General features: G+C 71.4%; 10 protein-coding genes. 1 reads left to right on the top strand and 9 read right to left on the bottom strand.

The features are described 5' to 3' along the window. Positions 1-4: 4 nt before the first annotated feature. The 9 genes from SLW56_RS08865 to SLW56_RS08905 all read right to left on the bottom strand — a co-directional run bounded on the left by SLW56_RS08865 (position 5) and on the right by SLW56_RS08905 (position 20,005). The gene (locus tag SLW56_RS08865; RefSeq protein ID WP_320694707.1) at positions 5-12,076 is read right to left on the bottom strand and encodes a filamentous haemagglutinin family protein; all 12,072 of its coding nucleotides are present in this window, start codon (positions 12,074-12,076) and stop codon (positions 5-7) included. 24 nt (positions 12,077-12,100) lie between these two features. Further along, positions 12,101-12,442: a hypothetical protein gene (locus SLW56_RS08870; RefSeq protein WP_295909883.1), complete on the bottom strand. Its 342-nt coding sequence runs from the start codon at positions 12,440-12,442 to the stop codon at positions 12,101-12,103. Continuing rightward, on the bottom strand, positions 12,439-13,104 hold the full coding sequence (locus SLW56_RS08875) for a hypothetical protein (RefSeq protein WP_295964278.1): 666 nt from the start codon (positions 13,102-13,104) through the stop codon (positions 12,439-12,441). The genes SLW56_RS08870 and SLW56_RS08875 overlap by 4 nt, the downstream gene beginning before the upstream one ends. A gap of 1 nt (position 13,105) precedes the next feature. Continuing rightward, positions 13,106-14,818, bottom strand: coding sequence for a putative porin (locus SLW56_RS08880; protein WP_152237254.1), 1,713 nt, complete (start codon positions 14,816-14,818; stop codon positions 13,106-13,108). 30 nt (positions 14,819-14,848) lie between these two features. Next, the gene (locus tag SLW56_RS08885; RefSeq protein ID WP_267102819.1) at positions 14,849-15,517 is read right to left on the bottom strand and encodes a TonB family protein; all 669 of its coding nucleotides are present in this window, start codon (positions 15,515-15,517) and stop codon (positions 14,849-14,851) included. Between the two features lie 10 nt (positions 15,518-15,527). Continuing rightward, positions 15,528-15,932, bottom strand: coding sequence for a biopolymer transporter ExbD (locus SLW56_RS08890; RefSeq protein WP_152237666.1), 405 nt, complete (start codon positions 15,930-15,932; stop codon positions 15,528-15,530). Between the two features lie 4 nt (positions 15,933-15,936). Then, positions 15,937-17,715 (bottom strand): DUF2341 domain-containing protein, encoded by a 1,779-nt coding sequence (locus tag SLW56_RS08895; RefSeq protein WP_295909880.1) that lies wholly within the window; start codon positions 17,713-17,715, stop codon positions 15,937-15,939. A gap of 34 nt (positions 17,716-17,749) precedes the next feature. Beyond that, a complete protein-coding gene (locus SLW56_RS08900) occupies positions 17,750-19,237 on the bottom strand; it encodes a ShlB/FhaC/HecB family hemolysin secretion/activation protein (protein WP_320694708.1) in 1,488 nt (495 codons plus the stop codon). A 321-nt stretch (positions 19,238-19,558) separates the two neighbouring features. Next, complete coding sequence (locus SLW56_RS08905; RefSeq protein WP_152237669.1) at positions 19,559-20,005, bottom strand: hypothetical protein; 447 nt, start codon at positions 20,003-20,005, stop codon at positions 19,559-19,561. A gap of 267 nt (positions 20,006-20,272) precedes the next feature. Between SLW56_RS08905 and SLW56_RS08910 the strand changes: the two genes are divergently transcribed. Further along, positions 20,273-20,473, top strand: coding sequence for a hypothetical protein (locus SLW56_RS08910; protein ID WP_017910369.1), 201 nt, complete (start codon positions 20,273-20,275; stop codon positions 20,471-20,473). Positions 20,474-20,636: the final 163 nt, after the last annotated feature.

Genomic DNA, 20,636 nt, shown 5'->3' on the forward strand with positions numbered 1-20,636 from the left:
CGGATCAAGGATGCGGCTGGCAGCGCGGATCGTCGATGGCGCAATCGCCGAAGCCCAGCACCTGCACGGTGATCATCGCCGGCGCTTCGCCGGGCCCGGGAGCGCTGCGTGCGGCCAGATCGCCGACCGCATCGGAGACCGCCGCCGCGGCGTTGGACGCCGCGCTCAGCGCGCCGGTGTTGACGCTGCGCGCGCTACCCACGCCGACCGCGTCGCCCTGCACCTGGATATTGTCCGCATTGGCAACGAACTGTGCGGCCACGATCAGATTGCCGCTGGCACGGATGCCCGCGTCGCCCGCATCGACGGTACCGCGGGGGGCCACCAGCACGGCGTTGCCGCGCGGATCGTCGACCGACGCCTGCAGCGTGGCAATGCCAGCGCCGCTGACCTGGCCGCTGGCATCGAGCATGCAGTACTGGTCCTGGTCGCACAGGTAGCGCACTCGGGCACGCTCGGCACTGGTCTTGCTGCCCTTGCCCGCGTTGATGTCGCCGTTGGAACTCCACATCATCAGGTCGCCGCCGCGCTGGGTGAACACGCGGCTCTGCGCCAGCAGCACGCTGGCGTCGGTAAACACACCGATGTCGCCGCGTCCCACCGCCAGGATGCCCTGTTGCGCCGGACCGATCAGCACGGTGCCCTGGCTGTCCACCACCGTGGGCGGCGCCAGCACGCTGCCGACCTGCAGGCCGCCGCCGGGCCCGAGGATGCGGATGTCGCCACCGCGTTCGGTCTGCAGGGTCGAGCCGCGCATGTCCAGCGTGCCGGTCAGACTGAGCGTGGCGGCGCCGTTGCTGCCGCCTTCCAGGTTGTTGCGGGTGTAGCCGAACCGCGCAGGAAACAACGCTTCGATCGCCGCATAGCCGCGCGCGTACTTCTGGTAGTCCGCGCTGGCCGGATCCGCATAGCCCTCGCCGACGCGCTTGAGCACGTCCAGGAATACGCGCTCCACCAGCAGACGGCGCTTGTCGACGGGCAGTCGCTCGAAGCGCTGCCAGGCGCTGGCGGACTCGCCTGTCTCTTGGGCCAAGACGCTGCGCGCGGCCGTTGGCGCCGCAGCGGGGAAGGCCGCGTCCTGCGCCTGCACGAAAGCGAGCAGCCATTGCTGGTAGGTGGCGGTGCTGTGCGCGCCTTGCGGATCCAGATACAGCGCGGCGAAGGCGTCGATGTCCTCACCGTTGGCCACGCCGTAGCGCACCACCAGGTCTGCGCCGGCGCTCGGCAGCCCGGCATTGCGGCGGTTGCCGGTGGTGCGGATGCCGCCGGCATTGCGGTCGTGCAGCAGATTGGCGGCGAGCGCCTCGTTGGCGGAGGTCAGCGGCCCGAGATTGCGGCCGGCCTCGACTTCGAACGTGCCTGGTCCGGCCAGTTCCAGCCATCCCCAGTGCACCGCGCCGCCGGTGCCGGTATCGCGCGGTCCGCCCTGAATCGGGGTGTAGTACAGATCGCGGCCGGCCTGTACGCGGGTGACGTCTGAGGCGCTGGCGTTCTGCGCGCGCAGGTCGAGGTTGACGATGTCGCGTCCGGCGCGGATGTCGGCCGCGGTCGGGACCCGCAGGGTCAGCGGATCGACCAGGTAGCCGTCGGCGGCGTGGCCGCCGATCAGATCGCCATTGCGACTGTACAGGCGGACCGGTTGCGCATCGTCGCGGTGCAGGTCCAGTGGCGTGCCGCTGCCTGCGGCGGCGTCGTTGCCGTCGTAGCCGCCGGCCTCGTCCAGCATCGCCAACTGATACTTGCTCTTGCTGGCGCTGAGCGTGTCGTCGAACAGGCGGATGTCGCCTTGCGCCATCGCCTCGAGCCGGCCCAGCGCCGAAGGATACAGCCGGGCGCTGGCTTCGAACTGCACAGCACCGCCATGCGCGATCGCCCGCAACTGCGCCGGCAGCACAGTGTCGAACACGCTGCCGCCCAGGATCAGGCTGTCTGCCTGGCGCTCGGTATCGCGTTCGCCGTTGCCGAACAGCAGCGCCGGCAACTTCAGCGTGCCCAGGCGCACGTCGCCGGTGAGCGACTGGATCTCCACCGACGAGGCGTTGCCGTAGTCGGTGACGGCGCGGCCGCCGTCGCGCAACAGCGCCGCGACGCCGCCGGAGGCGATCACGTAGCTGGGGTTGACGATGGCGCCGAGGTCGGCCTCGCCGCCGGCGCGGATGCTCCACTGCCCATCCTGCACCGCGAACACAGGGTCCACCGCGCTGCTCACGCTGCGCAACGAGCCGGCGGCGTCGTAGCCCTGTCCCTGCAGCGCGAACGCGCTGCCGAGGCTGCCGCCGGCGGTGAGCGTGCCGCGGCCGCGGGCGACGAAGTAGTCGCCGCCCAGCACGTCGCGTCCGGCGTCGACCCGCAGGTCGCCGCCGCCGTAGGTCTGCCGGCCCTGAGCGGTCAACCGGTAGCTGGTGGGCAGCGACACCGACAGCTCGCGGATGTCGCGCCCGGCCTGTACCGCGACGTCGCCGCCGCTGCTCATCACGCCCTGGGCGAAGCCGCCGTAGTTGATCAGCCCGGCGCGCGGCGTGCTGCCGTCGTTGCCGAGCGGGTTGCCGACCTGCAGCCACGGCCACCAGTACTGGCCAACGTAGTTGCCGGCCACGCCGGTGCGGCTGCCGTCGCGATCGAAGACCTGGCGATTGCCCAGGATGTCGCGGCCGGCCTGCAGCCGCAGGTCGCCGGCGGCTTCGGCGGTGGCCTGGGCGCTGACCACCTGGTCGGCGCTGCGGCTGCCGTCGTCGCTGCGCACGATGCGCAGATCCGCGTCGTCCTCGCTGTCGGGCGCGGGCCGGCCGGCGCTGTAGAGGCTCGCCGGCGCGTCGGCATCGGCGAACCGCAGGTCGCGCGCGGCGGCGATCTGGATGCTGCCGATCCCGGTACGCACCACCGTGGGCAGCAGCACGTCCTTCTTGCCGCTTTCCTGATAGCGCTGGTGGCCGTCCAGCACCACGTCGGCGTCGCTGCCGCGGCGCAGCGCATCCGGCCGCACCGCGGCGAAATCGGCGCCGGCGACGATGCGATAGCGGCTGCTGTCGCCACCGATCAGGCTGCTGGTCGCCAGCGGCAACGGGTTGTCCGCCGCGGCCTGCAGCGACGGCGTATTGTGGGTTGCCGCCGGCAACAGCGGCCCCAGCACCGGCGCCGAAGGCAGGGCGAGCGTGGCCAATCCGAACACCCCGGCATTGGACAGTTCGGTGTTGTAGTCGAACAGCGCAAGCAGGTAGCGCTGGTAGCCGGCCAGATAGGTCGCATAGTCGGTCGGCGAGGTCGGCGCCTGCGGCGCCTGCGGTTGATCCGGGTAGTCCTGCACCGGATAGCCGTTTTCGGGCGCATAGCTGTAGATCACGCCTTCCAGCAGATTGGTCGGCAGTCCGCCCAGGGTCTGCGGCTGTTGCAGCATGCTCAGCAGTTGCAGGTACTGGCCGTAGTACTGCTGCGCCTCGTCCTGGTCGGCGCCCTGATCCGAGGCTGGCACCGGCAGCAGGCCGTCGATGCTGACGAAGGCATTGTTGAAGGCGTTGTCCAGCAGCGCCTGGTAGGCGCTTTCGGCGCTGCTGTAGGGCGCCTTCGGGCCGCCGCCGCCGAACGGATTGCGCAACTGGTAGAAGCCGTCGCTGAGGCTGGCCTGGAGGCTGACGGCGCCCTGCGCGCGCAGGCTCAGCACCGGCGCGTTGCCGTTGTAGCGGAAGTCGAGCCGATCGCGGTCGGCGCCGGAACCCAGGTTCCAGGCGCTCATCACCCGAATCTCGCCGCCGTTGATGTCCGGGTCGGGATTGCGCAGTTCGATGCCGGGGCGCGCGCGCAGGTTGGGCAGGTTGGCCAGGCGCGCCTCGAATGCGAAGCCCGGTTTCTGCACGAAGCCCATCAGCATGCCGGGCGTGCCCGCCGCATCGTCGGCGTAGCCGTAGAAGCCGCGATGCGCGGCGTTGGCGGCGTCGGGCACGAAGACATAACGGCTGAGGTAATCGGCGACCTGCGCGGGCGTGGTCGGCGCAGCCACCGCATTGCCGGCCAGGTCGGTCCAACTGCCCGGCAGCAGCGCACCCTGCGCGTCGTACCAGCCGGCCGGATCGACGATGCCGTCGAAATGCTGGGATGGGTCGCTGCTGGCGTCGGTGGTGCTCCACACGGCGTACGCTTCCAGGCCGACCTCGCGCGCGCCGCGGATGCGTGCGCCTTCGGCGACGCCGACATTGACCTCGCCGTCGGCGAGCAGCGGCGTGCGGATCTGCACGCTGCCGCCGGACAATCCACCGGCGCTGCCGCCGGAGACGTCCAGCAGCGCATCGGCGCCCAGCGCGATTCGGCCGGCACCGTCGGCCTGCACGTTCTGGTAACCGTAGTCGGCGTTGAGGGTGCCATCGGAGCGGCCGCCGGTGCCCAATTCGATGCTGCCGCCGCGCCGGTCGGCCGCGCTGCCCATCGCCAGCAGGCGGCCATCGACGGCCACGCCGTGGCGGCCCCACAACGCGATGCTGCCGCCTGCCGCGCCCGAGGCGTCGATGCTGCCGGCGATGCGCACGTTGCCGTCGTCCGGATCGGTGCCGGGACGGTCGGCGCCACCGTCGGCGGTCAGCCGCACCGTCGCCGCGCGCAGCGTCGATCCCGCACTCAAGTCCAGGTTGCCGCTGCGCGCATGCACGTCGATGTTGTCGTCGAAGCCGCCGCCGGCCAGTTGCGCGGACAGGGGATCCAGGGCGATGGCGCTGGCGGCATCGAGTGCGAAGCGGCCACCGTGCCCCTGTTGCGCGTGTCCGTCGAGGGTGCCGGGCAGGGTCACGCGGCCTTGGGGTGCGGCCAAGGCCACGCCGCCGGCATCGGCGTTGCCGCTGGCGCTCACGATCAGGCGGGTGGAGGCGTCGGCGCGCACGTCGCCGACGTCGGCCTGCACGGCGATCGTGCCGCCTGGCGTCGAGCGGACGGTGCCGTAGAAGGTGTCTGCCATCCCGCTGGCGTCGAGGGTGGCGCCGTCGTGCAGGTTCAGCGCGCCCGCGGTGCTGCGCAACGCGATCGCGCCGGAGTTGGCGCGGATCAGTCCGTCGCTGTCGAGCGTCGCACCGATCAGGCTCACGCTGCCGCCCAGCGGCTGCGCGGCACTGCCGGTGCCCGATGTCCGTTGAAGACGCAGTGCGCCGCCGGTACGCAGCGCCTGGTCGGCGCCGGCGTCGGCCAGCAGCAGCGGCGTGCGCAGGTCGACGTCGCGGCCGCCGAAGTCGAACTGGCCGCGGTCGCGCACGTACAAGGTCTGCGTCGCATCGACCGCAACGCTGGCGAAGCCGCCGAGCTGCTTGTCGCCGCCGGCGAATGTCACCTCGCGGCCTTGCAGGTGCAGCCGTCCGGTCTCGGCCGCGGCGGTCTTCGCTGTGGCGCTGCCGCCCTGATTGGACAGGGTCAGCTGATCGGCGCCGAGGGTGACGTCGCCGCCGTCGCCGAGGAAGCGGCCGGCGCTGAGCGTCAGCGTGCTGCCGACGTGCAGGTCCAGGCCGCCGGCGAGTTCCATGTCGCCATAGCTGTGCAGGCCGATTTGGCGCGCCTGCGCGAACTGCGCCAGGCTGCCGGTGCCGAGCACCAGGCCATCGGCTGCGCCATTGGCGGCCTGTGGATCCAGGCGCACACGTCCGGCGCTGGCATCGATGCGCTCACCGCGCAGCAGCGCGCCGGCGTCGATCGCGGTGTCGCCGGTGGAATCGAGAGTCAGGGCGGCGGCGCCTTCGAGCAGCGCGCCGGCGCCGACCTGCAGGCGCGCGCGGGCCTGCTCCGCGTTCGGCACGTTGCTGCGCATGATCGATGCCGGGCCCACGCTGGACAGGCGCAGCAGCGCGCCGTCGCCGCTGGCGCCGCCCGTCTCGCCGAAGGACAGCGTGACGGCACCGCGGTCGCCGCTGCCGCCCTGGGCTTGCAGCACGCTGCCGGCGTCCACGCGCAGGCCGGCAGCGGCATCGCCGGTGCCGCCGGCCACCAGCAGCAGTTCGGGCGCGCGCAGTGGCGTGGCGGCGTCGTTGCTGACCCGCAGCCGTTCCGAGGTCACCTGCACGCGCAGGCCGGCGTCGGTCTGCGTGCGGGTGCCGCCGAGCAGCAGGCTGCCGGCGTTCAATGCGTTCAGCGCGGCGGCATCGACCCCGACGTAGCCGGGCGCCGCGCTCTGGCCGCTGCCCAGGACCTGCAGCGCGCGCGCAGCGATGTCCACCTGCGCGGCGTTGCCGCCGCTGGCCGCGGCGGTGGCCAGGCTGGCACCCAGTCCGAGCGCGCTGCCGGCGGCCAGCACCAGTTGTCCGCCGTCGCGCGGCAGTTGCGGTGCGGCGGCACCGCGGCCTGCCGCCTGTGCCGCGAAGAACGACGTGGCGCTGGTCGTGGTGTATTCCGAATACAGGCCCCAGGTCGCCGCCGATTGCACCTCGAACAACTGGCTGCGGGCGTGGCGAGTGCCGCTCAGGGTGTCGACGAAGTAGCCGGCGACCACCGCGGTGCCGTCCGGTGCAGTCAGGTTCTGTGCGGCGGTGGCATCGTCGCTGCCGCTGCGTGCGACCACGCGGTAGGCGCCAGGCAGGGTGGCGTACCTGGCCGGCAGCAGCGTGTAGTCGCTATCGGCCAGGCCGGGCACGCCGCTCAGATGTACGGCGCTGCCGAGCGCCGGGGCGCCACCGTTGCGTTCGAACGCGGCGTCGCTGGCCGCGACCGGGCTCTGTGCGCCGGGCACGATGGCGTAGACCGCACGTGCGTCCGGATACAGCGGGACCTGCACCGCACTGCCGCTGGCATAGCTGGTGTTGCTGGCCGCGAGCAGGTCGCGGCTGCCGCCGGTGCCCGGTACCCATTCGCTGGCCTGCAGGTCGCCGCCGCCGGACAGGTCCACGTTGGCGCCCGGCGCCAGGGTCACGCTGTCCGCGTCCATCCGGATCTGCTTCTGCGGCGGCGCGGTGAGCGCGGTGCTGCTGCCCTGCGCGCTGCCGTCGTAACGCCATTGGCTGCCGTCGACGGTAGCGCCGTAGGGCAGCACTTGGCCTTGCAGCGAGACCGAGGTAGCGCTGCCCGCGCCGAGCCGTACCTCGCGCGTGGCGGTGAGCGCACGGTCGCCGAACACCGCGCGTGCGGCGGCATCGTCGGGCGCGGCGACGCCCAGCAGCAGGCGACCGCCAGGCGCGCGCAGGCGGCCGTCCTGGTCGATCCGGGTCGCGTCCAGCGCGAGCGTGCCGCCGGCCGACAGCGGCAGCGCCGGCAGCGTGCCTTGCGCCTGCAGCGCGATGCGGGTGTCGGCGCGGCTGCCGTCGGCGCCGGGCGCGCCGAGCGCGCGGACCAGGAAGGTCTCGCCGCTGCCGGGATACACCTGCGCGGCGCTGATGGTCAGGTTGCCGGCGGTCAGCAGTTCCCCGGCGCGTGGGGTGGCCACGCCGTTGGCGTCGACCAGATACGCGTAGGCCGCAGGGGTGTGGAACCGCACTGCGCCGCTGCTCGACAGGCGCGCGTCAGCGACGCCGTCCAGGGCGAACTGGCCACCCAGGTCGATGTGTGCGGCGCTGACTTCGAGCGCGGTGGCGCCCGGCGCACCCGGTTCGGTCAAGCGGGCGTTCGCGCTGCCCGGCGACTGCCAGCCGTTGAGGCCGACGTAGGCCGCGCGCAACGTGACCTGGCTACTCGCGGCAAGGACGCCGAAGCCGGTGGCAGCGTCTGGCAGCAGCGCATAACGCGGCGCGTTGAACACCATGGCCCGCGCGACCGCCAGATCGACGTCGCCGGCGAAACCGATCGGCACCTGCGGGCGCGGTGCCACGCCGGGCGCCTGGTCGCCGACCAGCAGGGTGTCGATGCCGCTGTCGCGCAGGCGCTCGGCCGCGAAATACAGCGGGCCGGGCGTGGCCGCAGCCGGCAGCGGCGTCCCCGGTTGTGCGATGGCGGGCATGCGGCTGTCGTTCTGCGTGAACACGATGCCGCTGGGGCCCGGCAGCAGTGGCGTGGCGCCCTCGCGCAATTGCAGCGCCTGCAATGCCAGGGTACCGCCGCGGTCTTGCGCCGTTCCGCCGCCGGCGCGGATGCGGCCGTCGAAGAACAGGCCGGTGCCGGCAGCAAGATCTAGGCGCCCGCCTGCGCTTCCCGCCGTCTGCGCCTGCAACGTCTCGCCGCCGCCTAGCGCGCTGTTGCCGGTGGGCAGGTCGAATACGGCGCTGCCGCCGGACAGGTCCAGTTGCGCGCCGTTGGCGACCGCGATGGCGCCGCTGTCGTTGCTGAGCGTGATGTGGCCGCCATCGAGGACGCGCCCGCTGCGCGGCTGGCGCAGGCCGCTGGCGGTGGGTTTCAGGGCGGCTTGCGGGTCGAGCAGGGCGATGCCGGACACGTCCAGGTGGCTTTCAGCACCCAACCATACGACGCTGCCGGGGACGGCGTGGGCGCGGCCGCGGTCCACGGCCGGCGCTGCGGACAGGCCGGCATCGGCCGAGGTGTCGGCGGAGACGCTGATGTCGCCGCCCCTGGCCTGGATGCCGCCGAGGATCGCGACCTGGCCGCGACCGCCGACGCGCACGGTCGCGCCGGGGTCCAGCGACAACTGCGCGCCCTGGTCCAGACGGACTTGCCCGCTGGCGCCGCTGCGGCTGGGATCGCCGGCGACGCGGCCGAGGAAATCGCCGCCGCGCAGCGCGAAATCGGTGGCCGGTCGATAGAAGGCGTCCAGGGTGCCGAGCGTGGCGAAGCCGTTGCCGCCTGGCTGGGCCGCACCGCCGACCACATCGCGGCCGCTGGCGGCGCCGCGCAAGGCCTGCAGGTCGGGAAGCAGATTGCGTTGGCTCACCCGTACCTGGGTGCCGGCCGCGACGGTGGCGTCCTGCTCGGCGGCGAGGTCGTAGCCGCCGAAGCCCTGGCCGGCGAAGAACCCGGGATCGAGCTGCAGCACGCGCGCGTCGGCGGGCGCGGCACCGCCGATCTGGATGCCGAAGGCGCGCAGGCTGAGGGTGCCGCCGCCGGCGAAGCTGTCAGCGCGCAGGCTGGCCGGGTCGAACTGCAGCAACCCAGCGCCGTCGCCGGGCGCAAGATCGGCGGTGTAGGTCGGTGCGCCGGGATTTTCGCTCTGCGGACGCACGTAGGTCCGCAGCGCAATGTCGCCGCCATGGCCGAGCGGGCGGCCCTCGCGCATGGCCAAGGCGCCGTTGCGATCGACGTAACCGCCGCTGGAGGCGTCGAGCACCGCGCCCGAGGCCACCCTGATCGCGCCGCTCTGGTCGCTGTCGGTGCCGCTGAGCGGATCGGTGAGGCGCAGTTGCAGCGCGTCCAGGGCGATGCGTCCGCCATCGACGAAGGCGCTGCCCTGCGCGTCCTGGCCGAAGCGCCGGTCGTCGTTGACCCAGCGCCCGCTCACGTCCAGGCGCGCATCGGCACCCAGCAGCAGGTCGCCACGTCCCAGCAGGGCATTGCCGCCCTGGCGCGGGTCCTGCACGGTGGCGATGCCGCCGGCGCTCTGCAGGGCGATGCTGCCCGCGTGCGCGGTCAGCGTGCCGTCGATCTGCAGGCGCTGCGCCTGCAGCGACAGCGTGCCGCCATCGGCGACCTGCAAGGCCGTACCTGGCGCCACCTCGATCACTGGCGCATTGCCGATCGCCACGCTCTGCACGCCGCTGCCGTCGAGCATGCGCGTGGACAGCTGCGACCAGAACAGCGGATTGTCGCGCGCTTGGGCCTGGCCGGCGGCGCCCGGCAGGTCCGCCGCCGGCATGGGCAGATCCAGGCCCTGCGGCCACGCGACCGCACTGTCGACGATCTGCCAGCTGCGCCGATCGCGGCTGATGTCGCCGTTCACCGAGGCGCCGATGCTGCTGTTGTAGAGGCCGGCGTCGCTGTCGATGCGCAGGGCGCCGCCGTGCGGCAACGTGCCGCTGGCGCGTTGGTAGCGGCCGGCCAGGGCCTGCGCGGAGAGATCGCCGGCCAACACCGCCACGCCCAGTTCCTGCCCGCTGCCGCTGGAATGGCGCCCGAGTTCGATGTTCAGCGCGCCTGCGTCGCCGCCCTGCAGGTAGTCGCTTTCGTAGTAGCGGCGGCTGCCGAGCAAGGGATTGGCGAAGGTCTCGCTGATGCCCCAGCGCGTGTGCGCCACGCTCTGGCTGCCGGCGATGCCGAAATAGCGCATCGACGGATCGGCATCGGCCAGGTCGTACAGGCGTCCATCGGCGCCCAGCAGGCGCGGGGTTTCGACCATCCCGCCGAGCATGTGCACATAACCGCCGTCCAGCCTCACCTGCGCCCCCGGCGCGATCGCCAGGTCGCGCGCGCCGATGTTGATGGTGCCGCCGTTCAGCAGCATCTGATCGATATCGCGCGGCACTTGGTCGACATAGCCTTGCGCGTTCAGCAGCGGACTGCCGACCCAGGCCTGGCCGTCGGCACGCACGCCGCTGGCGCGCCGGTCGAACCGCAGCGACTGGCGCAGCAACGCGCCATCGCGCTGCAGCGGCGCATCGGCCAGTTCGTTCTGGCCCACGCGCGGGATCTGCACCAGGTTGCGGTCCATCGGCATCTGCACGTCGGCGATGCCGGACACATCCAGTTGCGCGCCGCTGTCGAGCAGGATGCGGTTGTTGAGCAGGGCGCGGCCGCGCAGCAGCGTGGTTTCCCGGCCCAGGCCGAGCAGATCCACGCTGCCGCCGGGGGCGAAGGTCAGCGATTGTCCGCGCAGGGCCATCTGCGCGCCGGCCAGGACCATCTTCGGCCCGAGGAAGGCCAGGTCCGACGCCGGGCTGGAGGTGGTGGTCTCGCCGTCGCGTTCGGGCAGGATCGCGGTGACGGCCCCCGGCGCCAGCTCCAGGGCGCCGCCCTTGTAGTTGACCAGGGCGCCGCCGCCGAACTGGTTGTCCTGGTCGATCGCCAGCAGCATCACGCTGCCCGGGCGGCTGATGCTGGTGGTGGCCTGGACCAGGCCGCGCTGCTGCACCTGATAGCCGACCAGGGTGGCGTTGCCGCGCGTGGCGGCGACGATGCCGCTGTTGTCGAGCCGGCCGACCCCGGAGCGGTCGCTGCCCACCGGCGAGACGAAGTCGCCGAAGCCCAGCGGCGCCACGCTGCCGCTGGCGCCGCCCAGCAGTTGCTGCAGTTCCTGCGACTGGCGCAGGCCCAGCGTTGCCGCCAGCAGCGCCTGGCCGTCCTGCGCGGTCACGCTGCCGGCGTTGCTGACGTTCGGTGCGGCGATCAGCGTGTAGCCCTGGCTGCCGCTGGACAGGCGCGCGCCACTGTCGATGCGGATATCGCCGGGCGTGCGGCCTGCGGCCAGGCTGTCCAGACCGCTCAGCACCACGCCGCTCTGACCGGCGCTGCCGAACAGGCCACGGGCCAGGAACGCCTGATCGCTGCGCGCCGGGTTGGCGTCGAACAGATCCAGCGAGGACACCAGCAGCGAGTGCGTAGCGACCTGGCTGGCGCCGCCGAACAGCACGCCGTTGCGATTGAGCAGATACACCTGGCCCGTGGCCTGGATGCTGCCCAGGATCCGGCTCGGCGCGGCACTGGGGTCGTTGACCCGGTTGAGCGCGATCCACTGCGCCGCGTCGGCGCCGCCGGCGGACTGGTCGAACTGCAGGCGGGTACGGCTGCCGACGTTGAAGGTTTCCCAGTTGAGGATGGCCTTTTTCTGCGTTTGCTGGATGGTGACCTGGGTGGCACCGTCGACGCTCTGCTGGGTCGGCGCGCGCGCGCCCAGCCAGATGTTGCGTTGGCCCAGGCGCGGGTCGTCGCTGCGCACCGGACCCGGATCGATCGCCACCGCGTCCGGCACCTGCAGCCCGCCCTTGCCGAGGCCGTCGGGCACGCCGGTGTGCTGCGCGGCCTGGGCCGCGGCGCGCGCGCTCGCCTGCGCCGCATCCAGCGCCTGGCGTGTCTGCGCGGCGCGCTGGAAGGCCTGCAGCGAGGTCTGCGCCAGCTTGCTGGCGGCCGCCGACTGCAGTCCCTGACGCTGCGCCGCCGCCGCGGCCTGCGTGCCCGGATCCGCGCCGCGACGCACGAACGGGCTGCTCTGCGCCTCGGCGCGTCCGACCAGAACGGCCGAGATCGCCACGCTCAGCAACAGCGGGCGCAGAGGGCGGCGGGAATGGCGGTGGATGCGGGGCATGGCGGCGGTCTCGGTGGCGGCGCGTCAATGCGCCGGAGCGAACGGGGTGGAAAACGCGGGCGGCGGCGGCCGCTGCGGCTGCAGCGATCGGCCGTACGCGGTGCCGTAGCGCTGGCGCAGCGCGGCCGGGGTCGGCTGGCCGCGCTGCAGCGGATCCAGCGCGGTCGCCGCACGCGTCAGCGGCGAGGCCGCTGGGCGGGCGCGGGTCGCGGCCGCCTGCAGCGCCTGGTTCAGGCAATCCAGGTGACCGGCAACGTCCTCGCCGACGCGCACCTGCACGCACGGGGTGGCCGGCGGCGGCGCGGCAAGGCCCTGATGCGCCGGCAGTGCGGCCAGCGCCAGGCCGAGGGCGACGCGCTGGATCACGGCGCGGCGTCCTGCTGCGCCGCGACCGGCAGCGGCGGCGCGGGCGCTGCGCAGGCCTGGGCCTGTGCGTCCTGTTCGGCCAGGCGGTCTTCCAATTGGCGGACCCGGTTCTCGCGCGTCACCCTGGCCATCCCGAACAACTCGCGGCCATGGCTGCGCACGAAGCGCACGAAGGCCGGATCGCGGTACAGCGCGGCCAGTTCGCGGGCGCTGGCGTACAGCGCCGCGCTGGCCGCGGCGCAGTCGCGCGCATGCGCACGTTCCTGCCGCAATTGCGCCTGCTGCGCCGCCAGCGCCTGCTGGTCCTGCGCAGCGCGTTGCGCGGCCTGCTGCTGCGCCTGCTGCTGGCTGCGTTGCTGGCTCAGCGCCGCGTCGTGCTCCTGGCGTAGCTGTTGCAACTGGCGTTGCAGGGCCGCCTCGCGGCCCGGGTCGGCGCTGCGCGGCGGCGGCGTCGCGCGCAAGGCATCGCGCTCGCGCTCGGCGGCGGCGGTGGCCAGTTGCTGCTGCACGAGTGCGGCCTCGGCCTGGCGCAGCCGAGCGCTGGTGTCCCGCAACGCGTCGCGCAGGCGGGCCTCGTTGCCCTCCTGGGCCTGCGCCGGCGCGATCGCCAGCAGCACGGACAGGAACGCGAAGACCAGTCGGAAGTCGGACGGGTCGCGCATGTCAGAACTCCGCGCCCAGATCGAGCTGCAGCACGTCCACCGCGTAGGGCGGACCGGAGATCTGGTTGGCGCTCAGCCAGCGCAGCCCCAGCCAGGTCTTGCGCGCCAGGGCATAGGTGCCGCCGACGATGAAGCCGCGCGCATTGGTGCCGCCGAGGTGGAAATCCGAATCGGTGAACCCGTCGGGCACCGCATCCGACTCCAGGTAGCGGTAGCCGAGACTGACGTTCCACTCGCCAGGCTGGATCGGCTTGGGCTGGCCCACGGTGAGGTTGAGCGCGTACCCCATGTCGCCGCCTTCGAACACGCCCTGGTTGCCGAGGTTGTTGACCGGACCGAGCGCGAGGATGCGCGCGGGATCGTAGCGGGTGTTCTTGACCACGTCCGCCTCCACCGAGACGATGACCGGATCGAATTGCGCGAACTGCAGTTGCGCGTGCAGGTCGGCCACGCCGAACTTGCTGGCGTAGCCGTAGTACTGCAGTTGCGGTCCGTTGGGATTGGACGGGTCGGCGACGATGTCGCGCAGGGCGAACAGGGTGTTGCCGAACTGCTGGAACTGCGGCCGCGAGCCGTCGCTGTCGCAGCTGTCGGCCGAGGTCGGCGCCAGGCACGGCGACGAGCGCTTGCCTTCGAACTGGTCGTACTCGAAATAGCCAAGCCCCACGCGCAACGCGGTGGCATCGGCGAAGCGCCAGTTCGCGCCGACCTGCACCCCGTACATCCACTTGTCGCGGCTGCGGGTCTTGCTGGTGCTGGTGGAACCGAAGTCGAAGTCGGTGTTGTAGACCGGGAACAGGCCGGCGCTGGCCCAGGGCGCGAACGTCGCGTCCGGATCGGAGGCGGCCAGGTCGTAGCGGGCGGCCACGCCGTCGAAGTTGAGGTCGCTGTCGAATACCAGTTCGCTGCTCCAGAACGGATTGGCGAAACGGCCGAAGGACAGCGACAGCGCCTCCAGCGGGGTCAGTTGCAGCGCAGCGCGGTCCAGCCACAGCGAATACTTGGAAAGATTGCCGCCGCTGCCGAGCGTCTGGTTGGTGGACACCGGGCTGCGGTCGCTGCCGGTGGCCAGGCGCAGATCGGCCTGGACCCAGTCGGCGATCTGTGCGCTGACACCCAGGCGCGCGCGCAGGCGCATGCGGCTGCGGTTGCGGGTGGTGTTGACGAACGGCGCGTTGTTGGCGCCGACCACGTCGAATCCGGAGCCGGCGTTGATGTCGCCGAAGTCCGGGAAGAAGGCGTAGTTGCCGTCGGGGTGGAACACGCCTTCGCCGCGCACCCGCAGATCGCCGTACAGGCGCAGGCGCTGGGTCCATTCCGGCAGCGCCCCGGGCGCCGCCCAGCCTTCGGACTTGGCCTGCGCCGTGACCTCGGCGCGCAGTTCGTCCTTGATCTGCTGGCGCACCGGCTCGGGAACGTACGGCACCACCACCGCGCCGGGTGCGGTGGCGTAGGCCGGCGTGCCGGCGGGCGAGACAGGCGCGGCCGCCGGCAGCGCGGCGGCCTCTCGGATCAGGTCGTCGGCCTGCGCGCGGGTGAGCACGCCCTTGGCCACCAGCAGGTCGATCAGGCGCAGGGTGACCTGCGGATTGAGCTGCGCAGGATCGACCGAGGCCGCTGCCGATTGCGCCAGCGCCGCGGCGGGCGCGAGCAGCAGCGCCAGCGCCGCCATGCGCAGTCGGGAAGGACGGAGGGAAGGGAGCGGAAGCGTCATGCGCGAAGTCCTGGATGTGAAACGCGGAAGTCAGCCCGGAGCGAGGGCTCCGATGCGCAACTGGATGGGTTGGGGCAGGGCGGGCGGCGGCGGTTGCGGCAACGGCTGGTTCTGCAGCGCCCGCACGATCGCCGCATCCAGTTCCGGCCGACCGGCCGAGCGCAGCACTTGCAACCGGCCGATGCTGCCGTCAGGGTTCAGCCACAACGCGACGGTGGCGGTGTACCGGCCCTTGCGCGTGCGTTCGTCGCGCTGCAGCACCTGCTGCACGGCGCGCTGCACGCTGGCGGCGTAGCTGGCGAACGGGCTGCCGCCGCCGCCCTGGCCGCCGATACGGGTGCCGCCTCCGGCACCGGCCTGCAATCCGAAGGCGTTGTCGCCCGGGCCGGCGGGTGCGGTGAGCGGGTCGCCTGGCGGTGTGGGCGCAGCCTCGGGCTTGGGCGTCGGCTCGGCGGCCTGCAGCGGCTTGGGCGGCAGGCGCTCCTGCGGCTTGGGCGGCTCGGGCTCCGGCTTGGGCGGTGGCGGAGGGGGCGGCGGGGGCAATATGACCTGGGTGATGCGCGGCGGCTGCGCGCGCGTCGGCATGACCGGATGCGGACGCAACAGCATCGTCGCCAGCCAACCGAGCAACAGCAGCGCCAGCAGCCCTGCGCCCGGCAGCAGCCAGCGTCGCGCAGGAGCCACGGGCGAGGGCGGCATCGGCGTCATCTCAGCCGGCCGCCGGCCGTTGCGAAGCCAGGCCGATCGATGCGATGCCGAGCCGGCTGCACAGATCCAGTACGGCCATGACCTTCTCGTACTGCACGCTGCGGTCGCCGCGCAGGATCACCGGCAGTTCGGCGTCGCTGGCCAGCGCGTTGCGCAACTGCTGCTCCAGTTCGCTCATGCTCACCGGCACGGCATCCAGGCTGATCTGGCCGTTGTTGTCGATCGCGATGACCTTGGTTTTCGGCTCGGACAGCGGCTTGGCCGCGCTGGCCTTGGGCAGATCGACCTTGATGCCTTGCACCGCCGCGGTGGTCATGATGATGAAGATCACCAGCAGCACGTACGCCAGGTCCAGCATCGGCGTGATGTTGATGTCGTCGTACGGCTTCTTGCCTTGCACCTTCATCGGCTCAGCCCTCGCGCACGCGCGCCGGCGCGTCGCCGGCGTAGTCTTCGGCGATACGCTTCTCCAGTTCGTCGACGAACACCTGCATGTCCGCCGAGACCGCTTCGGCCTGGCTCAGCAGGTAGTTGTAGCCGAACAGCGCCGGGATCGCGACGGCCAGGCCGGCCACCGTGGCCAGCAGCGCCGCGGCGATGCCCGGAGCGATCGCATTGATGTTGACGTCGCCCGCCGCCGCGACTGCGGCGAAGGTGATCATCACCCCGACCACGGTGCCGAGCAGACCAAGGAATGGGCCGCCGGAGATGGCGATGGTCAGCAGCACCATGCCTTTGTGGATGCGCTGGCCCTCGCGCACCGCTGCCGCATCCAGTGCCGACCGGATCGCGGCGATCGATTGCGTGCGCACGATGCCGGTGCCGCTGGCCTGCAGACGCTCGCGCAGTTGCTGCTGGCCGACCTGCAGCAACCGCGCCAGGTTGGAGCGCGTACCGGCCTCGCTGCCCAGTTGTTGCCAGTGCGGCGCGTGCAGCGGATGCGTGGCGGCCTGCTGGCGGAACGCGTCGAGGAAGCGCGCATTGGCGCCGGCGGTGGCGTTGAGGTAGAGGCCCTTGCGCACCATCACCCACCAACTGATCAGCGCCATGAACGCCAGGATCACGATGACCGCCCAGGCGTCCGGGGTCAGCGCGGCGATCAGGATGCCGAAGTAGCCATGGCCGCCGTCGCCGCTGCGCTGCTCGACCGGGTCGAAGCGCAGCAGTCGCGCATCCACGCCCTGGCTGCGCGCCGCGGCCTCGATCGCGCCGACCGGGCGCGCGACCTTGGCGATCTCGACCTCGTCGAGCAGGCCGATGAAGTTCTGCTGCGCCGCACCGGGGGCTCCGCCGAGAAAAACGCCGCCACTGCTGGCCGGCAGGCCAGCGGCGGCCTGGCCGGCCGGCTGACCATTGACGAACAGGGTGCTGGTCTTGCCGTCGCTGCGCAACGCCAGGTGCACCCACGTATCCGCCGCCACCGCCGTGCTGGCGACAATGCGCGCGGGCGCCGCCGTGCCGCCCAGCTCCGCGACGGCCTTGCCGTCCTCCAGGCGCAGCACCAGGGCATCGGACAGCGCCAGCACGACGCCGGATGCGCCGGCGCCGGCCGGCTTGGCCCACAACGACACGGTCGCCGCCTGCGCCGCCGGCCAATTCAGCGACGCCGACGCGGGGACCTGCACCGGAGCGCTTCCGTCCAGGCGCAAACCGGCGCCGATTAGCGCCGCGTCCGCCAGCGCCAGCGGTGCGCCGGCATTGTTCCCGTAGGCGGTACTGTCGCTGCCGGCGGCCTGGGCATTGGCGAAGTGGTACACCGCGACCGTGTCGGCGTCGTAGCTGCCCTTGGGATCGCTGCCGCCGCTGGCCTCGGGGTTGCCGAAGTAGACGTAAAGCGGCGTCGTCGCGTTGGCCGGCAGGTCCGGCAGGTCGACCCAGGCCAGTGCGACCTGGTCGACAAGCCCGTCGTATTTTTCGAAGTGGTACTTCAGCGGCGTGCGGTCGTCGCCCGCGACGAAGCGTACATCGCTGCCGTCGGCCTTGGCGTCGGCGAAATTGAAGTTGCCCGAGTGCAAGCGCACCAGCACCTGCGTGCGTCCTGCGGGCTGGGTCAGCGCGGCGCCGGTGGAGGTGGTGTCCACGCTGAGCTTGGCGCGGTAGTTCCATTTGCCGTCCCACCAGGTCGCTGCCAGCGCCGGCAGCGACAGCAGCCACAGCCCCAGGAAAACGCACATACGCAGTCTGATCACGATCTACCCCGATTGGTGGTTGACGACGCCGGCATCAGAACTCGCTCCACAGCCGGAACAGCACGTTGATGTCTTTCTGTTTCTGCCCGCTCGGACTGGACAGCGGGGCGGCGACTTCCAGCACACCGTTGAGACGTTCGAAGGCCCTGAACGTCGCGCCCAGTCCAGTACTGACCAGCGTCTCGCTGGCCAACTGCTCGGGGAGCGGGGAATGGATGCGCACGTAGCCGGCGTCGAGGAAGGCATGCAGGCGCGCGTCCTGCACCGTGCGCCCGGCGGCAGAGGCGAACGACGGGCTGCGCAGTTCGAACTGGCCCGCCGCGCCGTAGTCGCCAAGCGCCTGGCTTTCGAAGTAGCCGCGCACGCTGTCCATGCCGCCGATGCTGAATTGCTCGTTGCTGATCAACGGTTCGGACGCCAGTTGCGTCTGCAGCCGCGCCGACCACTGGTAATCGCCGGCGAAACTGCGGGTCCGCGACACATCCGCACGCACATGGAAGAAGTTCGCGCGCGCCTGGTAGCGCTTGACGTCGAAGCGCGCGCTATCGTCGCCGGCGCCGCGCACGTTCATCGTCGCGGTGAGTTCCAGCGTATCGGTGCCGCGCGGCGTGCTCCAGGTGGCGCTGTAGGCGGCACTGAGCGGCAGGTAGTGAATCGGTGCCGAACTGCGGTCGCCGCCGAACAGGGTGTCCTCGCGGAAATCCTTGTCGTCCACGCCCAGGCTCAAGGTATGGAAGAAGCCGGCATAGCCCGGCAGCGTGCGGATCAGGCGCAGGCCGTACAGACTGCCGTTGCCGATCACGTTGAAGCCGCCGATCGCCGCGACTTCGCTGTCGCTGCGCACCGCGTAGCCGAGCAACGACCAAGGCGAGGCGCCGAAGCGCGCCAGGTACGAGGCCGACACCACCCGGGCATCGGAAGGATGCTGTGGCGCGGTCTGCGCGGAGACGGTGAAACTATGGCCGCGCTGCCATAGATTGTCGTAGCGCACCGAACCGCTCAGGCGCAGCTCTGCGGTGTTGGCGCTGTTGCGGTTGTTGAGTTCCAGGTTGCCGTGCAGCGGCAGGCTGTCGTCGACGTTGAGATCGACGTCGACCGTATTCGGCCGCGCGCCGGGTTTGACATCGGGCGTGACGCGCCGGTCGGGCCATTGGTTCAAGGCCTCGATATCGCGCTGCACCGCCGCGAAGTCGGGCACACCACCCTCGGCGAGCGAGTTCGCGCCGCTGGCGATCGCGTCGGGAGAGAAATATCGCGCACCATTGACCCGCAAGCGGCCGATGCGCTGCTCGCTCACCTGCAGCGTGACCAGGCCGCCTCCGGCGTCCTGTTCGGGGATGCTCACCGCGACGGTGGCCAGCCCCTTGTCCGCGTACAGCGCCTGCAATGCCGCGCGCGCCGCCTCGACATCGGCTTCGCTGCGCTGCGGTCCGAGAAACGGATAGACCGCACGTTCGATATCTGCCGTGCCCAGCGTGGTGTTGCCGATGACTTGATAGGCCATGACATCGAACCGCGCCATCGGCGTATCGCTGGCCCAGGCGTGCGGCATGCCGCACGCGGCCGCCCCAAGCGCCGCGAAGAATCGCCACTGCATCTGCAAACATCCCCTGTCCTGCGCAAGCGGCGAGAGCGCCGCTGGAAAGATCGCCTCGAATGCGGCGGGAACTTAGAAGCGAAGGATGACCGCGACCAAAAAGTTTTATGACGTCACGTGCAACAAGCGGTGCCTGATTGAAATAATTCCGCGATATCTACGATATGAATGCGCGACGAACCCGGGATTATATGGATGCAATCCCCAAATACACGGGGACACCGATTTGAAATACAACGCATCACGTCAAAACGTTTGTCTACATAATGATCCAATATGTGGGTGCTGCCATGCGGTATCGATCGCGAACGCGACGAAAGCCATGGCACGTTCTGCGGGCAGCGGACCACTCATGTGCCGATCGGGCGCACGGGCGCCCGGTGCATCGATCGGCGAGGCGCTGTCGCACACGCGGCGACAACGCGCCGACTGCCTGCCCTCGTGACGGCGCTGTGCTGCGATCTCCAGTCCGCGCACCGGCCGCGGCGTGCTGCGCTCGGCGCGAGCCCCATCGGCAACGGCTGCAGCTTCGATGCCGACGATCGCCGCGGTGTTGGCAGCCGCCCACGACGCGACGCTGCCGCTCTCGGTGTGTCCTCCTGGATCTGAATGGAGCAGGGCGGTCGCGCCTGGTTCTGCGCGGCGCGCCGGCTTGTGGCTGCGATCAGCGAATGCCGCTGCGGGCTTTTGCATCCTCGCCGCGCGTTGCGTGCAGATCGCCAGGCACGTGCGACGGCAACGGACATCGTGGAGCGACTGCGTACGGTGATCGCCGCACCAGGCAGAAGCGCTATGTGGCGATTGACGTGTCCGCGGCGACGACCAGTCCGGATCGCCGAGCATAGATGCCATCCTGCGCAGGGCCGCCTACGCCACTCGCCCCCATGACGATCGCTTGGCGGTAGAGTGAGGCAAGGTCGACACTGCATCGGCCGCCCCATGCCGCAACCGGATCCCGCAATGCGTGTAGCCAGCACCGCCATCCCGACCGGAACCACCCCCGCCGAATGGCGCTCCATCGAGCACGCCGCCACCCGGGAACTGCAACGCCGCACCGAGGCGGCGCATACGGCGGTGATCGCGCTGCTGCAGACCCACGCCGCTGCGTTCAGCGCGAAACAGCGCGCCCAGATCCGACGGCGGTTGGCGCGGGGCGGCTGAACCCCACGGCCGCAGGTGCGGCAGTGCGACATGCGAGGGGTGCGTGATGCCGCAGCCAGCGAGGGAATGACAGGCGCCATCGACCGGCGTCGCATGCCCAGTTGTCAGCGCCGAGGCACACGCGGTCGGCGAGCCAACGAGGCAGCCGCCCGCGTGCCGCGTG

Source organism: Xanthomonas sp. LF07-6 (genome assembly GCF_034105445.1).
Taxonomy (GTDB): domain Bacteria; phylum Pseudomonadota; class Gammaproteobacteria; order Xanthomonadales; family Xanthomonadaceae; genus Xanthomonas_A; species Xanthomonas_A sontii.